Raw genomic sequence first — 24576 nt, 5'->3', positions numbered from 1 at the left:
CTCGCGCTGATGATCGCGATTCCCGGAGCCATGCACGTGAACAAGTTCGTCCCCGCAGCCGTCCTCGCCGCCGTCACCGCCTTACCCGCTCACGCCGAGCTCTCGAACTATTCGATGGTCGGTCCCGGCCTGCGCTCGCGTCCGGCCTACGACGGCTCGGACACGCAGCGCGGCGAAGTCGTGCCGGTGATCCGTTACCTCGGCCAGCCGCTGTTCCTGCGCTCGACCCAGGGCGTGCTCGAAGGCGGGCTGCGCATGCAGGTCGCGCCGGGCCTGCACGCGGGCGCTCAGGTCGCTTACGAGCCGGGGCGCCGTGCGGACGAATCGGGCTTTCTCGAAAGCCGCGGCGTACCCGACGTCGACCGCGGCGCGTCGGTCGGCGCGCAGCTCGAATGGGATTCGACCATCGGCCCCGCGCCGATCACGCTGCTCGCTCGTGTGCGCCGCCACGTCGAGTCGGATCGCGGGACGCAGGCCGACCTGCGGTTCAGCGTCGGCGTCCTGAAGACCGGCGCACTCGGCGTGGGATTGTTCGCGCAGACCACGTGGGGCAGCGGCAGCGCGATCCGATCGCTCTACGGCATCAGCGCCGCGGAATCTGCGACGACCGGCCTGCGCGCGTATTCGCCCGACAGCGGCCTCCTTTTCGCGAGCGCCGGGCTGCTGTGGTCGTACGACATCACGCCGAAATGGGTCGCGGTCGGCAACTTCGAGCTGCGGCATCTCGGCAGCGAGGCCAAAGACAGCCCGCTCGCGCAGCGCTCGACCAATCACTACCTCGCGGCGGGCATCGCGTACCGCTTCTGAGCTAACGATCCAAGGGTGCGTTAGCCGCGAAGCGGCGTAACGCACCGCTCAGGCCGCGAACGCCGGCATCACTTCCTTCGCGAAGCGGCGCAGGCTCTGCCGGCCGCGCTCGCCGCCGCCGGAACCGCCGCCGTTGATCAGCAGATACTCGGCGCCGACGTCACGCAGCGCCTCGATCTGCTTCGCGATCTCGTCCGGCGAGCCGTAGATCGCGCTGTCGATGTTGACCTGCACCGGATCGCCGTCCGCGCGATCGGGACCGCCGAGCACCCGGCCGTCGGGCGTCGTCGCGAGCTTGAGCTGGCGCATGCGGTTCGCCAGCCGCCGCTCGAGCGCTTCCTCGACTTCGCGTGCGCTGTCGGTCACGAAGAAGGCGCGCGTCACCCCGACGCGCATCGGATCCCATTGCTCGCCCTTCTCTTCCACGGCGGCGCGGAAGATCGCGATGTTCTTGCCGACGTCGGCCGGCGAGGCGTATTGACCCAACAGCAGATTGAACCCCCGGCGCGCGACGTCCCGGATCGAGCGTTCGTTGCCCGCGCCCATCCACACGGCCGGATGCGGCCTGCGGAACGACTGCGGCTCGACGACGATGTTGTTGAACGTCCAGTACTTGCCCTTGTGAGTGAACGGCTCGTTCGACGTCCACGCCTTGAGGATGACGTCGATCGATTCCTCGAACTTCCCGCGCGCTTCTTCCATGGGCAGGTTGAAGCCGACGAACTCGTTGTAGCGGTAGCCGGTGCCGATGCCGAAATCGAGCCGCCCGCCGGAAAGAAGGTCGAGCGTCGCCGCCTGTTCGGCCAGGAGCACCGGGTTGTGCCACGGCAGCACCATCACCGCGGTGCCGAGCCGCAGCGTCCTGGTGCGCGCCCCCAGCCATGTCAGCAGGTTCATCGTCGAGGAGACCTGGCCATAGCCGGTGAAGTGGTGCTCCACCGAGAACGTGCTGCGAAAGCCCAGCGCCTCGGCCTCGACGTTGTATTCGATCCAGTCGTGGTAACCCTCGGTGCTGTCGAACTCACCGCTGCCCCGTTTAGCCGAAGCGCTGCCGAACAATCCGAACTGCATGACTCCCCCTCTTATCGTTGCCTTCCGCGCGAATGGCGAACGTATCGCCCGCGCGTGGAATGGTCAATCGGTAGCGCGGCGCCCATTCACGAACGCCGCTGTTGCGTCGAGCGGCCCACTTACCACATTCTACGGGCCGGGGAGGAGAGGCCATGAAAGCTTATCTGCTCTGCGCTGCGATTTCCGCGATCACGAGCGCTGCCGTGTCATCCGCGCGCGATGCGCACGGTCAAACGCAAGTCTGGCCGACGCGGCCGATTCGCCTCGTGCTGCCTTTCCCTCCAGGCGGCGCGACGGACACCAACGCGCGCGTGATCGCGAAAGAGATGGAACCGGTGCTCGGCCAGCCGCTCGTCTTCGATAACCGCGCCGGCGCGAACTCCATCATCGGCTGCGACATCGTCGCGAAGGCCGCGGCGGACGGCTACACGATCATGTACATCTCGGTCGCGTTCGCAATCAATCCCAGCACGCACAAGAAGCTGCCTTTCGATACGGTGCGCGACTTCACGCCGATCACCAATCCGATCGTCGGCCAGGGCTCGCTACTGGCGCTCAATCCATCGGTGCCGGCGAAGTCGGTCCCCGAGCTGATCGCGCTCGCGAAGAAGCGCAAATTGAGCTTCGGCTCGCCCGGGGTCGGAAACGTGCTGCACCTCATCATGTCCGGATTCATGCAGCGAGCAGGCATCGAGATGCTGCACGTGCCGTACAAAGGCGCGGGGCCGGCGATGACAGCGCTCATGGCGGGTGAAGTGCAGGCGATGGTGGTGCCGCCCGTCGTCGCCGTGCCGCACATCAAGAGCGGCAGGCTTCGGCCGCTCGGCTACAGCGGCGCAAAGCGGCTGCCGGTGATCCCGGACGTGCCGACCCTCGCGGAGGCGGGCCTCACGGGCTTCGCCCAGGACAGCGGCTGGCACGCGGTGTTCGGCCCGGCAAAGATGCCCGAGCACATCGTCGACCGGCTGCACGATGCGATTCAGAAGTCGCTGCAGGTGGCTTCGGTGCGCGAGTTCCTGCAGGCCGGCGGTTACGAACCCACCGCGGATCCGCCTGCGGTGTTCAAAAAGAATTTCCGCGACGATTTGACGCGCTGGGGCGACCTCGCGCGCGCGGCCGGAATCGATCCGATCTAGCCGGATCGTCGGCCGACGGTCACCCGCCCCGCGGCTGGAACATGATGATCGCCATGCCGGCGATCGCGACGAGCGCGCCGGCGAGGTCCCACGGCGTCGGGCGCGTGCCGTCGACGATCCACAGCCACACGATCGCGGTCGCCACGTAGACGCCGCCGTACGCGGCGTACACGCGACCGGCCGCGGTGGGATGCAGCGTCAGCAGCCACGCGAAGAGCGCGAGCGACGCCGCGGCCGGCAGCAGCACCCACGCCGGCGCGCGTTGGTTCAGCCACAGATAAGGCAGATAGCAGCCGACGATCTCCGCGATCGCCGTGACGGCGAAGAGGCCGAACGTCTTCAAGACGAACATCGAATAATGTGACTCTGACCCGGATTTTGGTCAGGCGGGGATTTCGGGCTCGACGAGCCGCGCGAGCAGCGTGAGCGACTCCTGCCAGCCGAGGTAGCAGGCCTCGGTCGGAATGACGGCGGGGATGCCGTCCTGGACGATGCACACTTCGGTCCCGACCGAGACCTTCTTCAGCTCGATCGTCGTCTTCATCTCCCCGGGCAGGTTGGGATCGTCGAATTTGTCGGTGTGGACGATGCGATCAAAGGGCCTGAGCTCCAGATACTCGCCGCCGAACGAATGGCTGTTGCCGCCCGAGAAGTTGGTGAACGACATCCTGTACGTGCCGCCGACCTTCGCGTCGAGATGGTGGACCTTGCCGGTAAAGCCGTGCGGAGGCAGCCATTTCGACAGCGCGTCGGCGTCGAGGAATGCGCGATAGATGCGCTCCGGCGGAGCACGGAGCACGCGGTGCAGGCGGACGGTGCCGGACATGATGATCCCAGGCCTTTTGATGGAAGCCCGAGTTTACGGCCGCTGGCGCGTCTTCGCGACGATGCCCGACGGCTCGAACAACACGACGAATTCCCCTGCCCGCGCGCTGCCCAGCCGGTACACCCAGACCTCGTAGCCGTTGTCGAACGTGATGGCGAGCGTGTCGCCCAGCGCGGCGGCGACCTCGGCGCGGGTGCTCTTGCCGGGGACGACGGCGTTTTGCGCGCGGCCGGGCGATACCTGCGCAGGCCGCATCGGCGTGACGATCGCGCTCGGCATCGTCGGCGACGGCGCTTCGCAGGCGGTCAGGCACGCGGCGCACGCGACCGCGAGCAAGATGCGAGAACGCCACCCCCACCCCGACCCTCCCCCTGAGGGGGAGGGAGTGTGTGTAGTCGGTGTCATCGGCGCTCGTCCATGTACTCGAACACCAGCAGCGTATCGTCGGGCCAGCTTCGATCGCCCAGAGGCGCGTAATACGTGCGATCGAGCAGCGTCGCGCAATCGCAGTAACGCAGGTCGCCCGCGGTCATGTACTCGCGGCTCATGCCGGCGTACATGTAATCGATCGAAAGAAGTTCCCGGCGCCCTCCGGAGACGAGCGTCACGCTCCACAGCGCTCGCTCGGCGAAGAAGAAGTATTCGGGCACGCGCTGGTTGCAGTAGCCGGCGTCGGAGATCGCGCGCGCGATCGACTCGACGATGGAGCCCGAGCCCGAGACCAGCTCGGCTTCCATGCCGACGAGGCATTCGAGCCGCAGGTCGCCGAGCCTGCGCGTGTTCGGCGCGAGCCCGGGCGTGCGCACGTCGGTGCGCCAGCTCATGCTGTGCTGCTTGCGGTTCGGCGTGACCACCGCGTCTTCCTGCAGCGCTTTCTGCGATCGTTCGAGCGTGAAGGTGTTGTCCGGCGCGAGCGGCACCGGGATGTCGACCGTGTCGCCGACGATCGACAGCGCCACACCCTGCAGGCGGGTCTCGCGATTGCGCGGGAGCAGCTTGAAGCGCAGCGCGGCATTGGGCGCGAGACTCGCGCGGCGCTGCTCGAAGAGGTCCATGCCGCGCACGATCTTGCGATACGACTTCTCGACCGGATCGCGCTGCGCGGTGACCTGCACCGGCGCGAGCACGGGTCCCTCCTGCGGCTCGGCCGCCGAGGCGAGCCCGCAAATCAGCGCGAGCAGGACGGGGAACGATTTCACGGTGTAGGAGCGAAAGCGTAGACTCGGCACAAGTCCATTCGACAAAACAGCAATGAGCGGACCCATCACCGCCGGCTACGCCATCGTCTACGGCAGCGTCATCCTCGCCCAGCACGCGATCCGCGAGGCGCATGCCATGAAGCGCGAGTACGGCGACGTGGTCGCGCAGCTGCGCGCGCGTGAGGAAGAGATCGCGCAGAACCGCGCCGCGCAACAGGCGGCACGCGTCGAGCGCCTGCATCTCCTGCGCCGCGAAGCCGATCGGCAGCACGCGCGCATCGAGCGCCTGCGCGCGCTCGCCGGAGACGGCGCCGCACCGGCGATCGCCGCCGCGCCGGCGGAAGACGACGATGCCGCATGGAGCAACTACCTCCGGTCGCTGGAGCGCGAGGCTGACGCGCTGCAGAAGGGCCTCGCGCAAATCAGCGGCGATGCCGCCGAACGGCTGCGTGCGGCGCTGTCCGCCGACAGCGGCGCGCGCGACATCGATCGGGTGCTCGCCGCCTACGCGCTGCAACGTCGGGCGAACGCGAAGCTCGGCGAGGAAGACTCGGTGCGCTTTCGCGACACCGCCGCGCGCGTGCTCGGCCGCCTCGATCTGGAAGAAGGCGCGGCGGTGCCGGTCGCGCTCGAAGCGCTCGCGCGCGAGATCGTGCTCGCGCCGACGGTCGAGCGTGCCGAAGCGCTCGCTTCCGAATTGCGGCTCGCGGTCCAGCGGCACCGCGATGCGCGCGTCGCACAGCGTGCGGAGCGCGAGGAAGCGCAAAGGTTGCTCGCCGAGATGCCCGAAGACGCCCCCGTCCCGCTGCTGCGCGCGATCGAGCGCGTCGCCGCGGGCGTGGAGCGCCTGGACGCAAGCTTGCGCAGGAGCGCGCACGACGTGCTCGACACCGCCGCAGCCGACCGCGCCGACGCCGAGCAGCGCGCCGCCGCGTACGTGCTCGAAGAGTCGCTGCGCGACCTCGGTTACGAGGTCGAGGACATCGACGCCACGCTCTTCGTCGGCGGCGGCATCGCGCATTTCCGCCGTCCCGGCTGGGACGACTATTACGTGCGCCTGCGCGTCGATACGCGCGAGCGCACCGTCAACTTCAACGTCGTGCGCGCGCGCGGCGCCGAAGACACGGCGGAACGGCGGCGGCTCGATGCGCTCGCCGAAGATCGATGGTGTGCCGAGTTCCCGCGGCTCATGGAGACCCTGCATGCGCGGGGGCTCACCCTCGACGTCACGCGCAGGCTCGAAGCCGGCCAGGTGCCGGTGCAGATCGTCGACGGCGCGACGCTGCCGCCGCTGCACGCCGAAACGGACGAGTCGCGCCCGCGGCGCTCGCCGTTCGCGCGCCGCGCCCCTTAAATGGATCTGACCTTCAACGCGGACCTGACGCCGCGCTGGATCCGCGATCTCACGCGGCTCACGAGCATCCGCTCGCACTTCGTCGTCGCCGGCAACATCCGCGACAGCTTTCTCACGCCGCTCGAAGGCGCCACGACGCTCGCGCCGCTGCTGCGCTGCCTGTGGGTCTATCTCTCGCAGCTCGGCTACCGTTTCGTGCTGGTCTACGACCCGGTCGAAGGCCTGCGGCCGTATCCCAACGAGCCGCAGACCGTCGAGCTCGCGACCAGGCTCTTCGACCTGAAGCTCGCCGACGGGGCGATGGCGGTGAGCCTCGAGAAGCTGGTCGAGATCATGAAGAAGGTCGCGGGGCAGCGCGAAGCGCGTTGCGCGCTGGTCGTCGATTTCGCGTCGCGCATCGCGCGCCAGCCCGATCACCTCGATCCGGGCGAGCATCGCTTCTTCGTCGCGGCGGAACGGCTTTCGCTCGCCGCGCATCCGATCGTGCCCAAGGGCTCGGACGTCAGCACCGCCGGGCCTGGGAGCGCCGGCACCGACAGCGTCGGGACCGGCGCGGGCAAGCCGCGCTTCAACCCGGTGTTGTGGCTCGTCAACCGGCCGCAGGACCTGCCGTCGTGGCTCACGCTCGATTCGACGCGCGTGTCGGTGCTGTCGATCGGCCTGCCCGACTTCGAGACGCGGCTGGAAGCCGCGCGTCATCTCGCGGGACTCTTTCACGACTACGACAGCGGCGACGCGGCCGAGCAGAAGAGATTCGCTTCAGACTTCGCGCGTCTCACCGACGGGCTGCCGCTCATCGCGCTCGCCGACGCGGCCCAGCTCGCGGACCGGCTCGGCATCGGCTTTCGCGACGTCGACGACGCGGTGCAGTGCTACAAGGTCGGCGTCACCGAGAACCCGTGGAAGAAGGCTTACGTGAAGAGCCGCATCGCGGGCGCGCTGCCGTTCATCGAGGACCGCGTCAAAGGCCAGCGCGCCGCGGTGACCAAGACGATCGACATCCTGATGCGCTCGGTCATGGGGCTCACCGGCGCGCACGCGCGGTCCACCGGCAACCGCCCGCGCGGGGTGCTCTTCTTCGCGGGCCCGACGGGTGTGGGCAAGACCGAGCTCGCGAAGACGCTGACGCAGCTCGTGTTCGGCGACGAGCGCGCCTACATCCGCTTCGACATGAGCGAGTTCGCGGAAGAGCACACCGGGGCGAGGCTCCTCGGCGCGCCGCCGGGCTACATCGGCTATGACGCGGGCGGCGAGCTCACCAACGCGGTGCGCGACAAGCCGTTCTCGGTCGTGCTGTTCGACGAGATCGAGAAAGCGCACCCGCGCATCCTCGACAAGTTCCTGCAGATCCTCGAGGACGGCCGCCTCACCGACGGCCGCGGCGAGACCGCGTATTTCTCCGAGGCGATCCTGGTCTTCACCTCCAACCTCGGCATCACCGTGTCCGACGAGCACGGCCGGCGCGTGCAGAACGTGAAGCCCGGCGACGATCACGGCCTGGTGGAGCAGCGCGTGCGCGGCGCGATCCAGGATTACTTCAAGTTCCAGCTCTCGCGGCCCGAGATTCTCAACCGCATCGGCGACAACATCGTGGTGTTCGGCTTCATCACGCCGGAGGTCGGCGTGCAGATCTTCGAAAGCATGCTCGGAAATGTGATCAACCGCGTGCGCGAGGAGCACAAGATCGCGCTCGAGATCGCACCGGACGTTGCTGAAAAGCTCCGCGACGCGTGCACGCGCGACCTCTCCAACGGCGGCCGCGGCATCGGCAACCAGCTCGAATCGATGTTCGTGAACCCGCTGTCGCGGGCGCTGTTCTCGTTCGATCTCGGCGGGCGTGCGAGCGTGAGGGTAACGAGCCTCGAAGAAGCCTGCGGGGTCGTGACGGTGGGTTTGGCTTAGATGGAACCCACCCCCATCCCGGCCTTGCCCCTGAGGGGGAAGGAGAAAAGCATCCCCTCCCCCTCGGGGGAGGGTTAGGGTGGGGGTGGGTTTGAATATGACCACCCTCCAGCTCAACAAAGCCCACTGGCCGGTCACCGTCCTCGGCCCGGGCAAACGCATCGGACTGTGGCTTCAAGGCTGCTCGATCCGCTGCAAGGGCTGCGTCTCCCAGGACACATGGCCGGCGGACCCGACTAAAGCGATCGAAGTCGCCGAGCTCCTCGCGTGGTGCAAGCGCGCGAGCGACGGCAGGCTCGACGGCGTGACCATCAGCGGCGGCGAGCCTTTCGACCAGCCCGAAGGTCTCGCGGCGCTGCTCGACGCGCTCAGGCGCTGGCGCCGGCGCGCGTCGCTCGATTTCGACGTCCTCTGCTACAGCGGCTATCCGCTGAAGACGCTGGAGCGCGATCACGCGGCCATCCTCGACCGGCTCGACGCGATCGTGCCCGAGCCTTACGTGGACGCGCTGCCGCTGGGCAACGTCTGGCGCGGCTCGCGCAACCAGCCGCTGGTGCCGCTGTCGGCGCGCGGCCGGGCGCGCTATTCGAAGCTCGTCGACGCGCCCGCCGATGCCGCGGGCAAGCACATGCAGGTCGCGGTCGAAGGCGGCCGCGTGTGGATGATCGGCATCCCGGAGCGCGGCGACATGGCTCGACTGGAACGGTTGTGCGCGAGCCGCGGGCTCGACCTCAAAGAGGTGTCGTGGCGGCGGTGACCGAATACGTCCGCGTCTGTCCCGTCTGCGACACCGAAAACCCGCCGTCTGCCGCGCGCTGCAAGTGCGGGACGTCGCTCGCGGCGATCGATTTCTCGATCAGGCGCGCAGCGGTCGAGGAGGCCGTACCTCCGCCCGTCGAAACACCGGTCGCGGTCCCGGCTATCGAAGAACCTGTCGCGCCGCCCGAGCCGGCGATCGTCTGCCCCCACGCCGACTGCGCGCAGCCCAACCCGCCGGGACAGACGCGCTGCGTGTACTGCAACCGTCCGCTGTCGATCGCCGCAGCGCCGCCGCCGGCCGCGGTCGCCGGCGCCCGCCCGCTGCCCGCGGCGCTGCGCGAGCGCTATCGCGTCGTCGATCTCTTCCCGGTGAGCGGCAGCGAAGCCGATCTCATGCTGGTCGCCGACGCCGCGAGCTTTGATCGCAGCGTGGTCAAGCTGTACCGTCACGGACTGGAGCCCGACTTCCGCTTGCTCGACATCCTCTCGCGCACCGTCGGCGATTCGGTGGTGCGCGTGCTCGAGCACGGCGTCTCCGACGGCGTCGCCTACGAGCGCCTCGAATACGTGCCGCACGGCACGCTCGCAGATCTGCTCGAAAACGGCGCGCTGCCGCCCGAGGACGTGCGGCGCATCGTCGCCGAGATCGCTGAAGCGCTCAACGGCATCCACGCGCACCGCATCCTGCATCGCGATCTGAAGCCCGACAACGTGCTGCTGCGCTCGAAGTCGCCGCTCGAGCTCGCGCTGACCGATTTCGGCATCGCCTCGCTCTCGGAGGCGACGCAGCGCTTCACCAGCGCGGCACGCACCACCCGGTACGCAGCACCCGAAGCGCTGACGGGCGTCATCGACGAGAAATCGGACTGGTGGTCGCTCGGCATGATCGCGCTCGAAGCCGCGACCGGCCGCCATCCGTTCGACGGGCTCACCGAACACATCATGAACCACCATCTCGCGACGCGCCCGATCGATGTGCGCGGCGTGTACGACGATCGCCTGCGCCTTCTCTGCCGCGGACTGTTGCTGCGCGATCCCAGGCGGCGCTGGGGCGCGGAGGAGGTCGCGCGCTGGCTCGCCGACGATCCGACGCTCGAAGTCCCCGATGACGCGGGCGCGAGCGCGGTCAGGCCCTATCGCATGGGCGCGACCGAGTGCACCACTGCCGCGGAGCTCGCGCTCGCCGCGGTGAAGAACTGGGAAGCGGCCCGCAAGGACCTCGCTCGGGGTCAGTTCACGAACTGGATCGAGCACGACCTGCACGACCACAACCTCGCGCGCAGGCTGCACGACATCCGCGAGCACCGCGAGATGTCCGACGACATGCGCCTGCTGCGCTTCGCGCGCGAGGCGGCGCCCGACCTGCCGCCGGTGTGGCGCGGGGTGCCGCTGGGCGAGCGCGAGATCGTCGATGCCGCGCGCCGCGCGGAGAGCGGCGACCGGCAAGCCGAAGCGTGGCTTTCCAGCATCGCGCTCGAAGACGTGCTGAACGAGTTCGGGCCGGTTCAAGAGCTCGCGCGCCTGCACGAGCGCTGGAACGCGAGCTGGTCGCGCTTCGAAACGCTGTGGGAGCGCGCGCGCGCGCACGAGCTCGCCTGGCGCAAGCAGCCGCGCGCGGTGGCGGGCGCCGCACGCGCCGAAGTGGTGAGCTACGACGACGTGATGTACGGCGCGGCGCAGCGGCTGTCGCCGCCGGCGCGGCGCGACGTCAACGCGGCGCTGATCCTCGCCGAGACCGATGCGGCGTTCGCCGACGCCGCGCGCACCGAAGCCGCCGCGGGGCTGGCGGACGTGACGGGCTATTGCTCGTGGTACGAAGCGCTGTATCGCGACGCCGCCGACGATCCCGCGGGGCTCGTCGTGTTGCAGCGCCTGCTGCGGCACGCGCGCGACGATGCGAACAAGGAGAAAGACCGCCTCGGCGCGTCGGAGAGCGCGCGGGCACGCATCATCGCCGAAGCGCGCCAGGACATCTGCGACGCGCTGCGCGCGCTGCCGGCGATGACCGCCGATGACGACGAAGACGATCTCGACCGGCGCACGCGCACCGAGCTGTACGACGCAATGGAACCGCTGCTGCGCGCGTGCGGGCGCGCCGCAGCGCTCGGCCTGCCGCATGCCGACGCCGACGAGCTCGGCGCGAGCGCCGACCGCATCGCGTCCGCGGCCGACGCGGTGCGCGAAGCGCTGGCCGGGCTCGAGCACGCCGAGAACGTCAACGCCATCTTCCTCAAGCCCGACCGCCTCGCGATCCCCGGCGTGTTCACCCTGATCCTGTGGGTGCGCACGCGGCTCTTCGCCGCGCTCTTCTTCGTCGCGTTCCTGATCTTCGCGTGGTATCGCGTGCGCAGGACCTCGCGCGCGCGCAGGAAGCTGCGCAGCGCGTGGCGCGCGCTGCGCAGCTACGGCAACGCTTTCCTGCGTGCGGCTCAGCCGAGCTCGACCGGCACGTAGATGCTCGCGTCCTCGCGCTTCACCAGCAGCGCGACGGTCTTCGCGCCCTCGAGCGCGGACTTGAGCTCGCCGACCGACTTCAACGGCTTGCCGTTGACCGCGAGGATCAGGTCGCCGGGCTGGATGCCCGCGCGGGCGGCGGCCCCCGCGACCTGCTCGACGAGCACGCCGCTGCCGACGTCGGCCTGCTGGCGCTCCTGCGGCGTGAGCTCGCGCACCGCCACGCCGAGGCGCGACCCCGAGAGATCGGCGGGGCCGTTCGATGCCGCCGCGACTTTTTCCGTCGGCGCTTCGCCGACCTTCACCGCGACGTTCTGCGGCTTGCCGTTGCGCCACACCTCGAGCGTCGTGCTCGACCCCGGCTTCATCGCGCCGATGCGGCTCGACAGATCGAGCGAGCTCACGATGTCCTTGCCGTCGATCTTCAGCACGACATCGCCGGTCTTCAGTCCCGCCTGCTCGGCGGGGCTGCCTTTCTCGACGTTCGCGATCAGCGCGCCGGCCGCTCTGGGCAGGCCGAACGAGCCGGCGAGCGACTGGTTCACTTCCTGGATCGCGACGCCCAGGCGTCCGCGCTGGACCTTGCCGTTCTTCACGAGCTGCTGCTCGACGTTCACCGCGGTATCGATCGGGATCGCGAACGACAGGCCCTGGTAGCCGCCGCTGCGGCTGTAGATCTGCGAGTTGATGCCGATCACCTCGCCTTTCATGTTGAAGAGCGGCCCGCCCGAGTTGCCGGGGTTGACCGCGACGTCGGTCTGCAGGAACGGCACGTACGAGCCGTCCGGCAGCGCGCGCGACTTCGCGCTGACGATGCCCGAGGTCACCGTGTTCTCGAAGCCGAACGGCGAGCCGATCGCGACCACCCACTCGCCGACGCGCACGTCCTCGGCGTGCCCGAGCTTCACCGTCGGCAGGTCCTTCGCGTCGATCTTGAGCACCGCGACGTCGGTCTGCGGGTCGACCCCGACCACCTTGGCCTTGAACTCGCGGCGGTCGGTGAGCTTCACCATCACTTCGGACGCGCCCTGCACCACGTGGGCGTTGGTCAGCACGATGCCGTCAGGGCTCACGATGAAGCCCGAGCCGATGCCGTGCAGCGGCTGCTGCTGTTGCGGCTGGATGCGCGCCTGCGGCCCCATGAAGCGCTTGAAGAACTCGTACATGGGGTCGTCGGGGCTGATGCCGAGATCCGCGCCGTTCGCGCTCGTCTTCATGGTGCCGGTGACGCTGATGTTGACCACGGCCGGTCCGGCGGTCTGGACGAGCTGCGCGAAATCGGGGAGCGCGGCCGACGGCGCCGCGGTCGCGACCGGCTGCGGCTGCGTCGTCACCGCATGCGCGGCGTTAGGGCCGTAATGCTGGATCCCTCCGATGCCGAGCACGGTCACCAGACCGGCCGCGGCGAGGCTTTTCACGAGGAGCTTCTGTTTCATGCGTTTCTCCACCTGTAGGCTCGAGCGCGCCTTTGCGCGCGATGGAACGCATGATGGAGGCGGATTCTTAAGGGCTGCTTAAGGCCCGGAAGGCCGCCCGCACCCGCAGGCCGGCGCCGTCCGGCGCGTCCGAGAGCGTGACGCGGGCGCCGTGCCGGTCGGCGATGCTGCGGACGATCGCCAGCCCCAGCCCGCTCCCCGGCACGTCGTTCCCGCCGACGCGATAGAAGCGGTCGAACACGCGCTCGCGCTCGTCGGCGGGGATGCCGGGGCCGGTGTCGGTCACTTCGAGCACCGCGTCGCCGTTCTCGCGCAGCGCCGCGGCGTCGACCCGGCCGCCGCGCGGCGTGTAGCGCAGCGCGTTGTCGACGAGGTTCGAGAGCAGCGTCTTGAGCGCGTCGCGCTGGCCCGTCACGGCGACGCCTGCGTCGCGGCGCTTGAGCCCGAGATCGATGCCGTGCGCTTCGGCGATCGTCGAGTATGCCGCGACGACTTCGCTCGCGAGCTCTCCGAGGTCGACCGGCGCCATGGCGCGATCGGCCGCTTCGGGATCGGTGCGCGCCAGCGTCAGCAACTGCTCGACGAGATGGGTGGTGCGCGTGATGCCGTCCTTCACCGTCGCGAACGCCGCGCTGCGCGCTTCCGGCGTTTGCGCGCGCTCGGCTAGCTGGATCTGGAGGTTCAGCGCGGCGAGCGGCGTGCGCAGCGCGTGCGCGGCGTCGGCGACGAACGCGCGCTGATGCTCGAGCGCGCGGCGCAGCCGCGCGAGCAGGTCGTTGAGCGAGACCACCACCGGCGCGATCTCCTGCGGCACGCGCTGCTCTTCGAGCGGCTGCAGCGACGAAGCGCTGCGCGCCTTCACCGCGGCGGCGATCGCTTCGAGCGGTTTCAGCCCGCGCGCGACGAAGATCCAGATCAGCACGAGCAGCAAAGGGACGAGCAGCACGAAAGGCGTCATGGTGCGCAGCGCCGCCTTCGCGGCGATCGCGTTGCGCAGGTGCATCGGCTGCGCGACGCGCACCGCGAAGCCGGGCTGCAGCAGCGTGTAGAGACGCCACTGGCCCGCTTCGGTCGCTACGCTCGAATAGCCGGCGGGGCTCGCTTCCGGCAGCTCGACGCGCGAGCGCGAGTAATGCAGCCGCGAGCCGTCTGCGGCGCGGATGTCGATCGCGAAATCGAAATCGGTGTCGTAGCTCGGCCCCTGAATTCCGCCGCCGCGGATGGCGCTGTCGCGCAGCGACAGCGCCATCTGGCGCAGCTGGTAATCGAGGATCGCGCCCGATTCCTCCAGCGCGCGCTGGTACACCGCAGCGGCCGCGATGCTGCCGGCGACGAGCACCGACGCGAGCAGCGCGACGAGGAGCTGCCGGCGGATCGACCTCATCGATCGGCGGGAACGGTGTAGCCGACACCGCGCACGGTCTTCACGAGCTCGGCGCCGAGCTTGCGGCGCAGCGAGTGCACGTGGACTTCGACCGCGTTGCTCTCGACTTCCTCGCCCCAGCCGTAGATGCGCTCTTCGAGCTGGGCGCGCGACAGGATCGCGCCGCGGCGGTCGAGCAGCGCTTCGAGCAGCGCCAGCTCGCGCGCGGACAGCGCCACGTCCTTGCCTTTGAGCGTCACGCGGTGAGACGCGGGATCGAGCGTCACGTCGCCTACTTGGATCAGGGGATCGGTGCGCCCCGCCCTGCGCCGCGCCACCGCGCGGATGCGCGCGGCGAGCTCGTCGAGGTCGAACGGCTTGACGATGTAGTCGTCGGCGCCGTTGTCGAGCCCGGCGACGCGATCGCTCACCGCGTCGCGCGCGGTGGTGATCAGCACCGGCACGTCGTCGCCGCCGCGGCGTATCGACTTGAGCACCTCGACGCCGCTCTTCTTCGGCAGGCCGAGGTCGAGCAGGACCGCGTCGTAGCCGTGAGTGGCGAGCGCCGATTCGGCGCCCGCGCCGTCGCGCACCCAGTCGACGGTGAAGCCGTCCTGGCGCAGCCCGGTGCGCACGCTCTCGCCGATCATCGCGTCGTCTTCGACCAGCAGCACGCGCATGTCAGGACCACTCGTACTTGTAGCCCACGCCGTAGACCGAATGCACGATCTCGCGCTCGGGCATGACCGCAGCGATCTTCCTGCGGATCTTCTTCACGTGGCTGTCGACGGTGCGGTCGGAGACGACGCGCTGGTCGCGATACATGAGGTCCATGAGCTGCTCGCGAGTGTAGATGCGGCCGGGCTGCGACACGAGCACCTTGAGAAGCTCGAACTCGACCGCGGTGAGGCCGAGGTCCCTGCCGGCGAGCGTCGCCCTGTAGCCCGCTTCGTCGAGCGCGAGGCCGCCGTCGGCCGGCGCTTCGCCTTTCTTCGCACGGCGCAGCACCGCTTTGACGCGCGCCACGACCTCGCGCGGGCTGAACGGTTTGCAGATGTAATCGTCGGCGCCGAGCTCGAGGCCGAGCAGGCGGTCGATCTCGTCGACGCGCGCGGTGACCATGATGATCGAGACATCCGACGCCGACGCGCGCAACGCTTTGCACACATCGAGGCCGTTCTTGCCCGGCAGCATGAGGTCGAGCAGCACGAGGTCGGTACCGTTCGCGCGCACCCAGTCCTCGACCTGGTCGCCGCGGTGGAGCATCGAGACCTCGAAGCCTTCCTGCGCGAGGTAGTCGCGCAGGAGGCCTGCGAGCTTTTCTTCGTCTTCGACGATGAGAATGCGTTCGTTCATCTTTTCAACGCTCGGTTTTGCGTAGGGTGCGTGCTAACGCACCGCGTCTTTATCGGTGCGCTCGCGCGCACCCTACGATGGGAACACCGGTAACTCCATAACGATCGCGAGTCCGCCGAGGTCGCTGCGGCGCGCGCTCAGCGTGCCGCCGTGGCCTTCGACGATCGCCTTCGCGATAGCAAGCCCGAGTCCTGCGCCGCCGCTCGCGCGATTGCGCGACGCTTCGACACGATAGAGGCGGTCGGTCAGGCGCTGCAAGTCGGCATCGGGGACGCCCGGGCCGCTGTCTTCCCACGCCAGCACCGCGCGCTCGCCCTCGCGCCGCAGGGTGACCGCGACCCGCCCGGGCGCCTGCGTATAGCGCAGGTTGTTCTGCGCGAGGTTGGCGAGCACCTGCGCGAGGCGCGTCTCGTCGGCGAGCACGCGCACGCCGTCGTCGAGCCGGGTGTCGACGCTCAATCCTTTATCGCCCAGCGCATGGCGCTGGAGGTCGAGCGCGTCTTCGACGACTTCGGCGAGATCGACCGGCTCCTTGTGATACGTGAGCGCGCCGACGTCGGACATCGACAGGGTGTGCAGGTCCTCGACGAGCCGCCCGAGGCGCGCGGCTTCCGCTGCCAGCGAAGCGAGCGACGCCTGGTCGAGCGGGCGCACGCCGTCCTGCATCGACTCGATCTCGGCGCGCAGCAGCGCGAGCGGCGTGCGCAGCTCGTGCGCGATGTCGGCGACCCACTGCCGACGCGCTTCGCGCGTCGCCTGCAGCGTCGCCGCGAGCGTGTTGAAGTCGCGTGCGAGCTGCGCGAGCTCGTCGTGGCCGCGGGCGGCGACGCGCGCTTCGTAATCGCCCTGGATGAGGGCGTGCGTGCCGCGAGCCAGCACGGTGATGCGGCGGGTAAGCCAGTACGCGAGCCCCGCGCCGAGGAGCAGCGCGGCGACGAGCATGCCGATCGCGACCGTGCCGAACGCCAGGCGCTGGCGCGTGAGATAGGCGCGCTCGATCGAGGCGATCACCTCGGGGCGCGGGACGTAGCCGAGATAGCCGACCGTCGCGTTCTGCACCGTGATCGGTTTGAGCAACGCCCCGGAGCGCGCTTCCGACCGCCCGATCAGCAGATTTTTCTGCGCATCGAACAGATGCAGGCGCGGATCGATGGTCAGCGGCGTGTCGCGCCGCGGGCTCTGAGGCCGCGCGCCGTCGGCCGCCGGCCGCGGCAGGCCGAGCGCTTCGCGCGTCATCTCGATCCAGCGATCGCGGTCGTTCGCCACCCACGCCCAGCTGCCTTCGCGCGCATAGCCTTGTCCGAGATCGTCCGCCAGCGCCTCCAGCCGCAGCTCGTCCGCACGGTTGAGGTACTGCACGAACCCCTGCTCGAACGTCGTGCTGAACACGAACCACGCCGCCAGCGTCAGCGCCGCGATCGCCCCGGCGATGGCGAGGAAGAGCTTGGTGCGGAGCTTGTCGAACGTCGCCTTGTCCATGGGTTCGCAGGATACGGGGGGATTGGGGAGGAAATGTGGAGGTGGAAAAAGTGACGGGTAGAACGGTGACGGATAGTGCGGTGACGGATAAAGCGGTGACGAAAAGCGTTCGCGCCGCCGTGACCCGTCACCGCTTCACCCGTCACCTTGTTTTACGCAATGTCCACATTCCCTCCACATTTCATCCTCGCTGAAGCGCGAGACTGCGAACCATGGCAACCAACCGGATGCACTGACCATGGACCGCACGAACGAAAAGCTCCTCGCACCCGCGGGCAAGACGTCGATCAGGGCGCGCTTCAAGCGCCGCAGCCGCATCGCGCGCAGCGCCATCGCGCTCGCGGTGGCGCTCGCGCTCGGCGGCGGGGCCTATTACGGCTACACCGCGTGGACCGCGTCGGCGGAAAGCGCCGCCCGGTACACGACGGCGGTCGTGCAGCGCGGCGACCTCGAGGACAGCGTCACCGCGACCGGCATACTCCAGCCGCGCGACTACGTCGACGTCGGCACGCAGGTGTCGGGCCAGATCAAGAAGCTGCACGTCGAGGTCGGCGCCGTGGTCAAGGAAGGTCAGCTCCTGGCCGAGATCGATCCCACGGTGTACACCACGCGCGTCGACGCCGACCGTGCGCAGCTTCGCACGCAGGAAGCGCAGCTCGCCGACAAGCAGTCGCAGCTCGCGCTCGCCGAGCAGCAGTACCAGCGCCAGATGAACCTCCAGAAGGAGAACGCCACCACCCAGGATGCGGTGGACACCGCCGCCGCGGCGCTGCGCTCGGCGAAAGCGCAGATCGACGTGCTGAAGGCGCAGGCCGAGCAGACCCGCTCGACGCTGCGCGGCGACGAAGCGAACCTGAACTACACCAAGATCTACGCGCCGATGTCGGGCACGGTCGTCTCGCAGGCCGCCAAGCAGGGCCAGACCCTCAACGCCAACCAGCAGGCGCCGATCGTGCTGCGCATCGCCGACCTCTCGACGATGACGGTGCAGTCGCAGGTGTCCGAAGCCGACGTCTCCAAGCTCAAGGTCGGCATGGAGGTGTACTTCACCACGCTCGGCAGCCAGACCAAGCGCTGGTACGGAAAGCTGCGCCAGATCGAGCCGACGCCGGTCACCGTCAACAACGTGGTGCTCTACAACGCGCTGTTCGACGTCGAGAACCCCGACCGCGCGCTGATGACGCAGATGACCGCGCAGGTCTTCTTCGTCACCGCCCAGGCGAAAGACGCGGTGTTCGTGCCGGTGTCGGCGCTGCGGCCGGTCCGCAGGGCCCAGGCCTCGGGGGAAAACCGCAAGGCGCCCGAAGGCGCGTCGGCGGTCTCGGGCGCGGCCACGAAAGGCGGCGGCCAGGGCCGCGGCGCGGGCGACTCGCGCGGCAGCGACGTCGATCCGCGCACGCGCTTCGCGAACGGCCGCGCGATGGTGCGCGTCGTGAAAGCCGACGGGCAGATCGAAGAGCGCGAAGTGCAGGTCGGCGTGATGAGCCGCATCTCGGCGCAGATCGTCGCAGGCCTCGAGCCCGGCGAGCAGGTCGTCAGCGGCTCGGCGACGCCGCGGCCGGCGAACGGCACGGCCCAGACGGGTAACAACAACGCACGCAGGATGCAGCCGCGGATATGAGCACGATCGTGAAAACCCACCCCCACCCCAACCCTCCCCCTGAGGGGGCGCGGGTCGATGTTCCGCTTATTCAGCTATCCGGCGTCACCAAGACCTACCGCACCGGCGAGCTTGCGGTCGAGGTGCTGCACGGCATCGACCTCGCCATCCATCCCGGCGAGTTCGTCGCGATCGTCGGCCAGTCGGGATCGGGCAAGTCGACGCTGATGAACATCCTCGGCTGTCTCGACCGTCCGACCAGCGGCACGTATCGCTTCATGGGCGAGGACGTGTCGGGCTTCGGCCGCGACGAGCTCGCGCGGCTGCGCCGCGTCGCGTTCGGTTTCGTATTCCAGCAGTACAACCTGATCGCCGGCGCGACCGCGACCCAGAACGTCGAGATTCCCGCGACCTACGCGGGCATGTCGCCGGCCGAGCGCCACGCGCGCGCCGAAGAGCTGCTCTCGGCGCTCGGTCTCTCCGATCGCCTCGATCATAAGCCGAACCAGCTCTCGGGCGGCCAGCAGCAGCGCGTGTCGATCGCGCGCGCGCTGATGAACGGCGGGCAGATCATCCTCGCCGACGAGCCGACCGGCGCGCTCGACAGCAAGAGCGGCGTCGAGGTGATGGCGCTGCTCAACAAGCTCTCGCGCGACGGCCATACGGTCATCGTCATCACGCATTCGCAGGAAGTCGCGGCGCACGCGCATCGCGTCATCGAGATCCGCGACGGCAACATCGTCTCCGATGGGCTCTCAACCCACCCCCACCCTAACCCTCCCCCTGAGGGGGAGGGAACTCTCCTTCCCCATCAGGACGAAGGCCGGGATGCGGGTGGTTTCGGCAGCCTCGTAGAGGCAATCAAAGCCGCCGGCCGCGCGTTGCGCTCCAACCTCTTCCGCACCGCGCTCACCCTGCTCGGCATCGTCATCGGCGTGGGCTCGGTCATCGCGATGCTCGCGGTCGGCGACGGCGCGAAGCAGGCGGTGATCGACCGCATCAGCGGCATGGGCACCAATCTGCTCCTCGTCCGTCCCGCCGCCACCACGCGCGGCGGCATGGGCAGCGGTGTGGCGACGATGACGCCCGACGACGCCGAAGCGATCTCGAAAGTGCCCAACGTGCTCGCGGCGGTGCCCGAGCTCGGCGGCAACGTGACGACGCGCTACGGCAACGCCGATTACCAGACGCAGGCCACCTCGACCAGCGAAGCGTTCACCGTCGCACGCAACTGGCCGGTGGCGCGCGGGACCTTCTTCTCGCGCTCGGACGTGAAGAGCTACGCGCCGGTCGTCGTGCTCGGCCAGACCGTGGCGAAGAACCTCTTCCCCGACGGCGCCGATCCGATCGGCAAGCACGTGGTGCTCAACAACGTGCTGTTCCAGGTGATCGGCGTGATGAGCGAGCGCGGCGCGTCGCCCAACGGCTCGGACCAGGACGACGTGGTGATCGTGCCGTACACCACCGGGGGGCTGCGCCTCTTCGGCCAGCGCTTCCTGCGCAACATCACGGTCGCGGTGGACGACGTCGCGAAAATCGACGACACGCAAGCCCAGGTCGAGAGCCTGCTCCAGGCGCGCCATCGCACCGCCGACTTCCAGATCCGCAACATGGCGTCGCTGCTGGAGACCGCGACCGAGACGCAGAACACCCTGACGATCCTGCTCGGCTCGATCGCGGCGATCTCGCTGCTGGTCGGCGGCATCGGCGTGATGAACATCATGCTGGTCAACGTCACCGAGCGCACCCGCGAGATCGGCGTGCGCATGGCGACCGGCGCGCGCATGCGCGACATCCTCCAGCAGTTCCTGACCGAAGCGATGGCGGTGTCGGCGCTCGGCGGATTGATCGGCGTCGCGGGCGGATTGGGCGCGGCGTGGCTGATCGGCGCGCTCGGCACGCCGGTGAAGTTCTCGCTGTTCCCGGTGGCGCTCGCGTTCGGCTGCGCGTTCGCGACGGGACTGGTGTTCGGTTACATGCCCGCGCGTAAGGCTGCCGGTCTAGATCCGGTGGTTGCACTTGCTTCGGAGTAAAGGAAAAGCCATGAACAGCATGAAAGCCATTTCCCTCGCGGTTGCGCTCGCCCTCACCGGCTGCAGCATGACGAGCCCGATGCTCAAGCCCGACGTCGCGGCGCCGGCGGCGTGGAACGAAGCGCAAGGCACCAGCGGCGCGACGGTGTCGCCCGAGTGGTGGAACGCGTTCGGCTCGGCCGAGCTGCAAAGCCTCGTCGACCGGGCGCTCAAGGGCAGCCCCGACCTCGCGATCGCGACCGAGCGTGTGCGCCAGGCCGAATCGCAGGTGCGTGTAGCGGGTGCGTCGCTGTTCCCGACGCTCGACCTCGGCGTCGGCTCGTCGGCGCGCAGCACGAGCAACGACTTCGGCTCGACGACCACCAAAGCGAGCAGCTACTCGCTGTCGGCGAGCTACGAGATCGACCTCTGGGGCCGCAATCGCGCAGGGGTGAACGCCGCGAAGAGCTCGCTGCAGGCGACGGTCTACGATCGCGACACCGCGCGGCTCACCCTGATCTCGGGTGTGGCGACGGGCTACTTCCAGGTGCTGTCGTTGAGGAGCCGGCTCACGGTCGCCCGCGACAACCTCCAGATCGCCGAGCGCGTGCGCGACCTCGTCGCCGCGCGCGTGCGCAACGGCGCGAACACCCAGCTCGACCTCTCGCGCCAGGAAGCCACGGTGCTCTCGCAGCGCGCGGCGCTGCTGCCGCTCGAGCAGCAGGAACGGCAGACGCTCGCCGCGCTCGCGATCCTCGTCGGCAACGTGCCGGAAGGCTTCGACGTGAAAGCGCAAGGTGTCGCCGACCTCGCGGTGCCGGCGATCGAGCCCGGCCTGCCTTCGGAGCTTCTGGTGCGCAGGCCCGATCTCGCCTCGGCCGAGGCCTCGCTCGCCGCCGCCAACGCCAACCTCGCCGCAGCGCGTGCGGCGCTGCTGCCGAGCATCTCGCTCACCGGCTCGGCAGGCGCAGCGAGCGCGGCGCTGCTCTCGTTCGCGACCGGCGGCACGAGCACCGTCGGTCTCGCGCTGTCGGTGCTCCAGCCGATCTTCGACGGCGGACGGCTGCGCGGCCAGAAAGCGGTCGCCGAATCGCGCGAGCGCGAGCTGGTCGAGTCGTACCGCAAGGCGATTCTCGCGGCGTTCAAGGATGTCGAGGACTCGCTCGTCGCGGCGAGCCGCCAGGCCCAGCAGGAGACGTTACAGGCCGGGGTGCAGCGCGAAGCGAGCGAAGCGCTCAGGCTCGCCGAAGTCCGTTACCGCGAAGGCGCGGACGATCTCCTGTCGGTGCTCGACGCGCAGCGCACGCTGTTCAGTGCGCAGGATCAGCTGTCGCAGATCAGGTTGAACAGGCTCGAAGCGGCCGTGAGTCTTTATAGGGCGCTCGGGGGTGGGTGGTCGGCGGAGGGCGCGACGACCGTCGCCATGAAAAAGTGACGGGTGAAACGGTGACGGATAGGACGGTGACGGGTTACGGTGGCGCGAACGCTTTTCGTCACCGCTTTATCCGTCACTGCTTTATCCGTCACTTTTTCTCGTCACCTTTTAGCTCTCTTCCGGCTTGCGCTGCAGCACCGCAATCGCCGTGAGCACATCCGGAGACCCCTTCATCACTTCGATCGCGTATTCGACCGCCTGCTGGTAGCCGTCGTCGTGCCCGTCGCCCTGGGCGCTCTTCGATTCCGAGAGCCACGACTCGAGGAGGTTGAGCATCGCGCGGCGGCCCTTGTGCTCGTCGAGGTGCATCTCGAGCGCTGAGGCGATGTCGAATCCGTTGTGCACCGGCGCGCGCCGCCGCTCGACCTGACCTTCGGGCAGGACATTGCTGCGCCGGCGAAGGACGATGCCTCGCGAGCGGTCGCGCAGGCGCCGCTCCTCGCCGCTGTACATCTGGGGTTCGACCACGCCGCTCTCCTCGTAGATGCCGTTGTCGTTATCAATACCATCTACGGCACGGCCGAACAAGTCACGGGCTTCGTGCCTCTTCGGTCGCGCCGCTCTCAGCGCCGCAGGACGGATTTCACACGCTCCTTCAGCGTCTCGGGGTTCACCGGCTTGGACAAGAGCGGGATGCCGCTGGCCTGAGCTTCGGACAGGCGCTCGGGCGCGGTGTCGCCGCTGATGAGGAGCGCCGGCACGTCGCCCAGCGTCGCACGGAGCTTGCGCACCGCGTCGATGCCGGTCTCGTGCTCGCGCAGCCTGAAATCGGCGACGATGACGTCGATCGTCAGCGCATACTGCGCGATCATGCGCTCGGCTTCGACGTAGCTGCTGCACGCGGTGACGTGGCAGCCCCACACTTCCAGCAGCGCGCGCATGCCGAGGCGCACCGCGGGCTCGTCGTCGAGCACCAGCACGTGCGCGCCGGCGAGCTCTCCGGACGCGGCCGGCGCGACGGGGGTCTCCCGCGCCTTTTCGGCGGTGATGACGCGGGCGAGGCGCGGAAGCGTGACTGCGAAGGTGGAACCCTTGCCCGGCTCGCTCGTCATCTCGAGAGGTATGTCGAGGAGCTTCGCCAGCCTGCGCACGAGCGCGAGGCCGAGGCCCAATCCCTGCCGTCGATCGCGCTCGGCATTACCGATCTGGTAGAACTCCTCGAAGATGCGTTCGCGCTCGGCGTCGGGGATGCCGGGCCCGGTGTCGGTCACCGCGATGCGCAAGCCCTGCCCGACGATGTTGGTCGAGAGCTCGACCGTGCCTTCCTTCGTGTACTTGATGGCGTTGTCGACGAGGTTGCGCAGGATGCGCTCGAACAGCACCGGGTCGGTCTCGACCGTCGCATCGGAAGACGACACCAGGAACTCCAGCCCCTTCTCCTGTGCGATCGCCTTGAACTCGGACTTCATGCGGTCGATGCTCGACGAGACGTCGATGCGCCGCAGCTCCGGCTTCACCGCGCCCGCGTCGAGCTTGGAGATGTCGAGCAGCGACTCGAACAGCGCCGACAGCGAATTGACCGTGTTGTCGATCTGCGCGACGAGCTCGGCGCAGCCGGCTTCGGTCTCGCGCAGGGACAGCGCGCCGCTGTAGAGCGCGAGCGCGTGCAGCGGCTGGCGCAGGTCGTGGCTGGCGGCGGCGAGGAAGCGCGATTTCGCGCGGCTCGCGTCCTCGGCGCGGTCGCGTGCGAGCAATACCTCCTGGCGCTCTTTCTCGAGCGCGTCGAGCAATCGCTCGTTCTCGAAGCGGATCAGAAAGGATTCGCACACCACGCGCTCGTTGTCGCGGACGAAGAGGATCTGGAAGAGACCGAACAGCACGATCAGAACGCCGACCGCCACGTTTTCGGAGTCGAACGGCACGCCCCACATGATCGCGAGCGGCAGCAGCCCGGCGCTGACGAAACCGTAGAAAGCCGGCGCGTACGCCGCGGCGGTCGCCACCGCGCCGGCCGTCCAGCACACGAAGATCATGGTGAGCAGCGCGCGCTCCTCGCCCGGCAGCCCCTTGAAGAACAAAAGGGCGCCGAGCCCCAGCATCGCGCCGTTGGACAGGCTGAGCACGACCAGGCGCTTCAGGGCGGGCGTCGCGTCGTCCGGCGTGTCGGCGAGCAGTGACTGGGCGTACCAGCGGCGGCTGAACAGCAGCGCGAGCACCAGCGCACACCACGTCGCGACGAGGACCAGCGGCGCGTAATCGCGGACGGTATACGCGACGAAGCCGCAGGCGATGACGATGGCGAACGGCGTGCGCGTCGCCTGCCGCGCGAGCAGCTGGAGCTGCTGGCGCTTCAGGTGCGCCTGCCATTGGGGATCGCTGCTCGGCTGAACCGCTTCCCGGGCGAGCGGGGTTGTCACGGGCACTGCGGCTTCGGACACGCTGTGCTC

The 24576-nt window shown here is 68.9% G+C and carries 21 protein-coding genes; 9 read left to right on the top strand and 12 right to left on the bottom strand.

Going from position 1 to position 24576, the window contains the following annotated elements; all coding sequences use genetic code 11:
• Positions 1-36 precede the first annotated feature (36 nt).
• The gene (locus VHP37_13135) at positions 37-807 is read left to right on the top strand and encodes a MipA/OmpV family protein (protein HEX2827286.1); all 771 of its coding nucleotides are present in this window, start codon (positions 37-39) and stop codon (positions 805-807) included.
• A gap of 48 nt (positions 808-855) precedes the next feature.
• Here VHP37_13135 and VHP37_13130 read toward each other — a convergent pair whose 3' ends face one another.
• Positions 856-1878 (bottom strand): LLM class flavin-dependent oxidoreductase, encoded by a 1023-nt coding sequence (locus VHP37_13130; GenBank protein ID HEX2827285.1) that lies wholly within the window; start codon positions 1876-1878, stop codon positions 856-858.
• A 152-nt stretch (positions 1879-2030) separates the two neighbouring features.
• Between VHP37_13130 and VHP37_13125 the strand changes: the two genes are divergently transcribed.
• Positions 2031-3014, top strand: coding sequence for a tripartite tricarboxylate transporter substrate binding protein (locus VHP37_13125; GenBank protein HEX2827284.1), 984 nt, complete (start codon positions 2031-2033; stop codon positions 3012-3014).
• Positions 3015-3033: 19 nt separating this feature from the next.
• Here VHP37_13125 and VHP37_13120 read toward each other — a convergent pair whose 3' ends face one another.
• The 4 genes from VHP37_13120 to VHP37_13105 all read right to left on the bottom strand — a co-directional run bounded on the left by VHP37_13120 (position 3034) and on the right by VHP37_13105 (position 5039).
• Positions 3034-3366, bottom strand: coding sequence for a YnfA family protein (locus tag VHP37_13120; protein HEX2827283.1), 333 nt, complete (start codon positions 3364-3366; stop codon positions 3034-3036).
• Between the two features lie 30 nt (positions 3367-3396).
• Complete coding sequence (locus VHP37_13115) at positions 3397-3843, bottom strand: SRPBCC family protein (GenBank protein HEX2827282.1); 447 nt, start codon at positions 3841-3843, stop codon at positions 3397-3399.
• Positions 3844-3873: 30 nt separating this feature from the next.
• Complete coding sequence (locus VHP37_13110) at positions 3874-4176, bottom strand: hypothetical protein (GenBank protein ID HEX2827281.1); 303 nt, start codon at positions 4174-4176, stop codon at positions 3874-3876.
• 65 nt (positions 4177-4241) lie between these two features.
• Positions 4242-5039, bottom strand: a complete 798-nt coding sequence (locus tag VHP37_13105) for a hypothetical protein (GenBank protein ID HEX2827280.1) — start codon at positions 5037-5039, stop codon at positions 4242-4244.
• 52 nt (positions 5040-5091) lie between these two features.
• Between VHP37_13105 and VHP37_13100 the strand changes: the two genes are divergently transcribed.
• The 4 genes from VHP37_13100 (at position 5092) to VHP37_13085 (ending at position 11508) form a co-directional block, all read left to right on the top strand.
• Entirely contained in the window at positions 5092-6393 is a 1302-nt protein-coding gene (locus VHP37_13100) for a hypothetical protein (GenBank protein ID HEX2827279.1), read from the top strand.
• On the top strand, positions 6394-8295 hold the full coding sequence (locus VHP37_13095; protein HEX2827278.1) for an AAA family ATPase: 1902 nt from the start codon (positions 6394-6396) through the stop codon (positions 8293-8295). It begins immediately after the preceding gene.
• A gap of 97 nt (positions 8296-8392) precedes the next feature.
• A complete protein-coding gene (locus tag VHP37_13090) occupies positions 8393-9052 on the top strand; it encodes a 4Fe-4S single cluster domain-containing protein (protein ID HEX2827277.1) in 660 nt (219 codons plus the stop codon).
• Positions 9040-11508, top strand: coding sequence for a protein kinase (locus tag VHP37_13085; protein HEX2827276.1), 2469 nt, complete (start codon positions 9040-9042; stop codon positions 11506-11508). The genes VHP37_13090 and VHP37_13085 overlap by 13 nt, the downstream gene beginning before the upstream one ends.
• Here VHP37_13085 and VHP37_13080 read toward each other — a convergent pair.
• The 5 genes from VHP37_13080 to VHP37_13060 form a co-directional block, all read right to left on the bottom strand.
• Positions 11484-12944 (bottom strand): DegQ family serine endoprotease, encoded by a 1461-nt coding sequence (locus VHP37_13080; GenBank protein ID HEX2827275.1) that lies wholly within the window; start codon positions 12942-12944, stop codon positions 11484-11486. The genes VHP37_13085 and VHP37_13080 overlap by 25 nt on opposite strands.
• Positions 12945-13011: 67 nt before the next feature.
• Positions 13012-14328 (bottom strand): ATP-binding protein, encoded by a 1317-nt coding sequence (locus tag VHP37_13075; protein ID HEX2827274.1) that lies wholly within the window; start codon positions 14326-14328, stop codon positions 13012-13014.
• The gene (locus tag VHP37_13070; protein ID HEX2827273.1) at positions 14325-14987 is read right to left on the bottom strand and encodes a response regulator transcription factor; all 663 of its coding nucleotides are present in this window, start codon (positions 14985-14987) and stop codon (positions 14325-14327) included. The genes VHP37_13075 and VHP37_13070 overlap by 4 nt, the downstream gene beginning before the upstream one ends.
• 1 nt (position 14988) lies before the next feature.
• Positions 14989-15663, bottom strand: a complete 675-nt coding sequence (locus tag VHP37_13065; GenBank protein HEX2827272.1) for a response regulator — start codon at positions 15661-15663, stop codon at positions 14989-14991.
• 72 nt (positions 15664-15735) lie between these two features.
• The gene (locus tag VHP37_13060) at positions 15736-17142 is read right to left on the bottom strand and encodes an ATP-binding protein (GenBank protein HEX2827271.1); all 1407 of its coding nucleotides are present in this window, start codon (positions 17140-17142) and stop codon (positions 15736-15738) included.
• Between the two features lie 238 nt (positions 17143-17380).
• Here VHP37_13060 and VHP37_13055 point away from each other — a divergent pair, with 238 nt between their 5' ends.
• The 3 genes from VHP37_13055 to VHP37_13045 are packed head-to-tail and all read left to right on the top strand — an operon-like array spanning position 17381 to position 22189.
• Entirely contained in the window at positions 17381-18763 is a 1383-nt protein-coding gene (locus tag VHP37_13055; GenBank protein HEX2827270.1) for an efflux RND transporter periplasmic adaptor subunit, read from the top strand.
• 8 nt (positions 18764-18771) lie between these two features.
• The gene (locus tag VHP37_13050) at positions 18772-20775 is read left to right on the top strand and encodes a MacB family efflux pump subunit (protein HEX2827269.1); all 2004 of its coding nucleotides are present in this window, start codon (positions 18772-18774) and stop codon (positions 20773-20775) included.
• 10 nt (positions 20776-20785) lie between these two features.
• On the top strand, positions 20786-22189 hold the full coding sequence (locus VHP37_13045; GenBank protein ID HEX2827268.1) for an efflux transporter outer membrane subunit: 1404 nt from the start codon (positions 20786-20788) through the stop codon (positions 22187-22189).
• 108 nt (positions 22190-22297) lie between these two features.
• On the opposite strand, the gene VHP37_13040 is transcribed toward VHP37_13045, so the two are convergent.
• Both VHP37_13040 and VHP37_13035 read right to left on the bottom strand, forming a co-directional pair.
• Positions 22298-22657, bottom strand: a complete 360-nt coding sequence (locus VHP37_13040) for a hypothetical protein (GenBank protein HEX2827267.1) — start codon at positions 22655-22657, stop codon at positions 22298-22300.
• A gap of 95 nt (positions 22658-22752) precedes the next feature.
• Positions 22753-24567, bottom strand: coding sequence for a hybrid sensor histidine kinase/response regulator (locus VHP37_13035; protein ID HEX2827266.1), 1815 nt, complete (start codon positions 24565-24567; stop codon positions 22753-22755).
• Between the last annotated feature and the right edge of the window lie 9 nt (positions 24568-24576).

Source organism: Burkholderiales bacterium, assembly GCA_036262035.1.
Taxonomy (GTDB): domain Bacteria; phylum Pseudomonadota; class Gammaproteobacteria; order Burkholderiales; family SG8-41; genus JAQGMV01.
The sequence above is the reverse complement of the archived record's forward strand: the minus strand, read 5'-3'. Positions and strand labels throughout refer to the sequence as shown.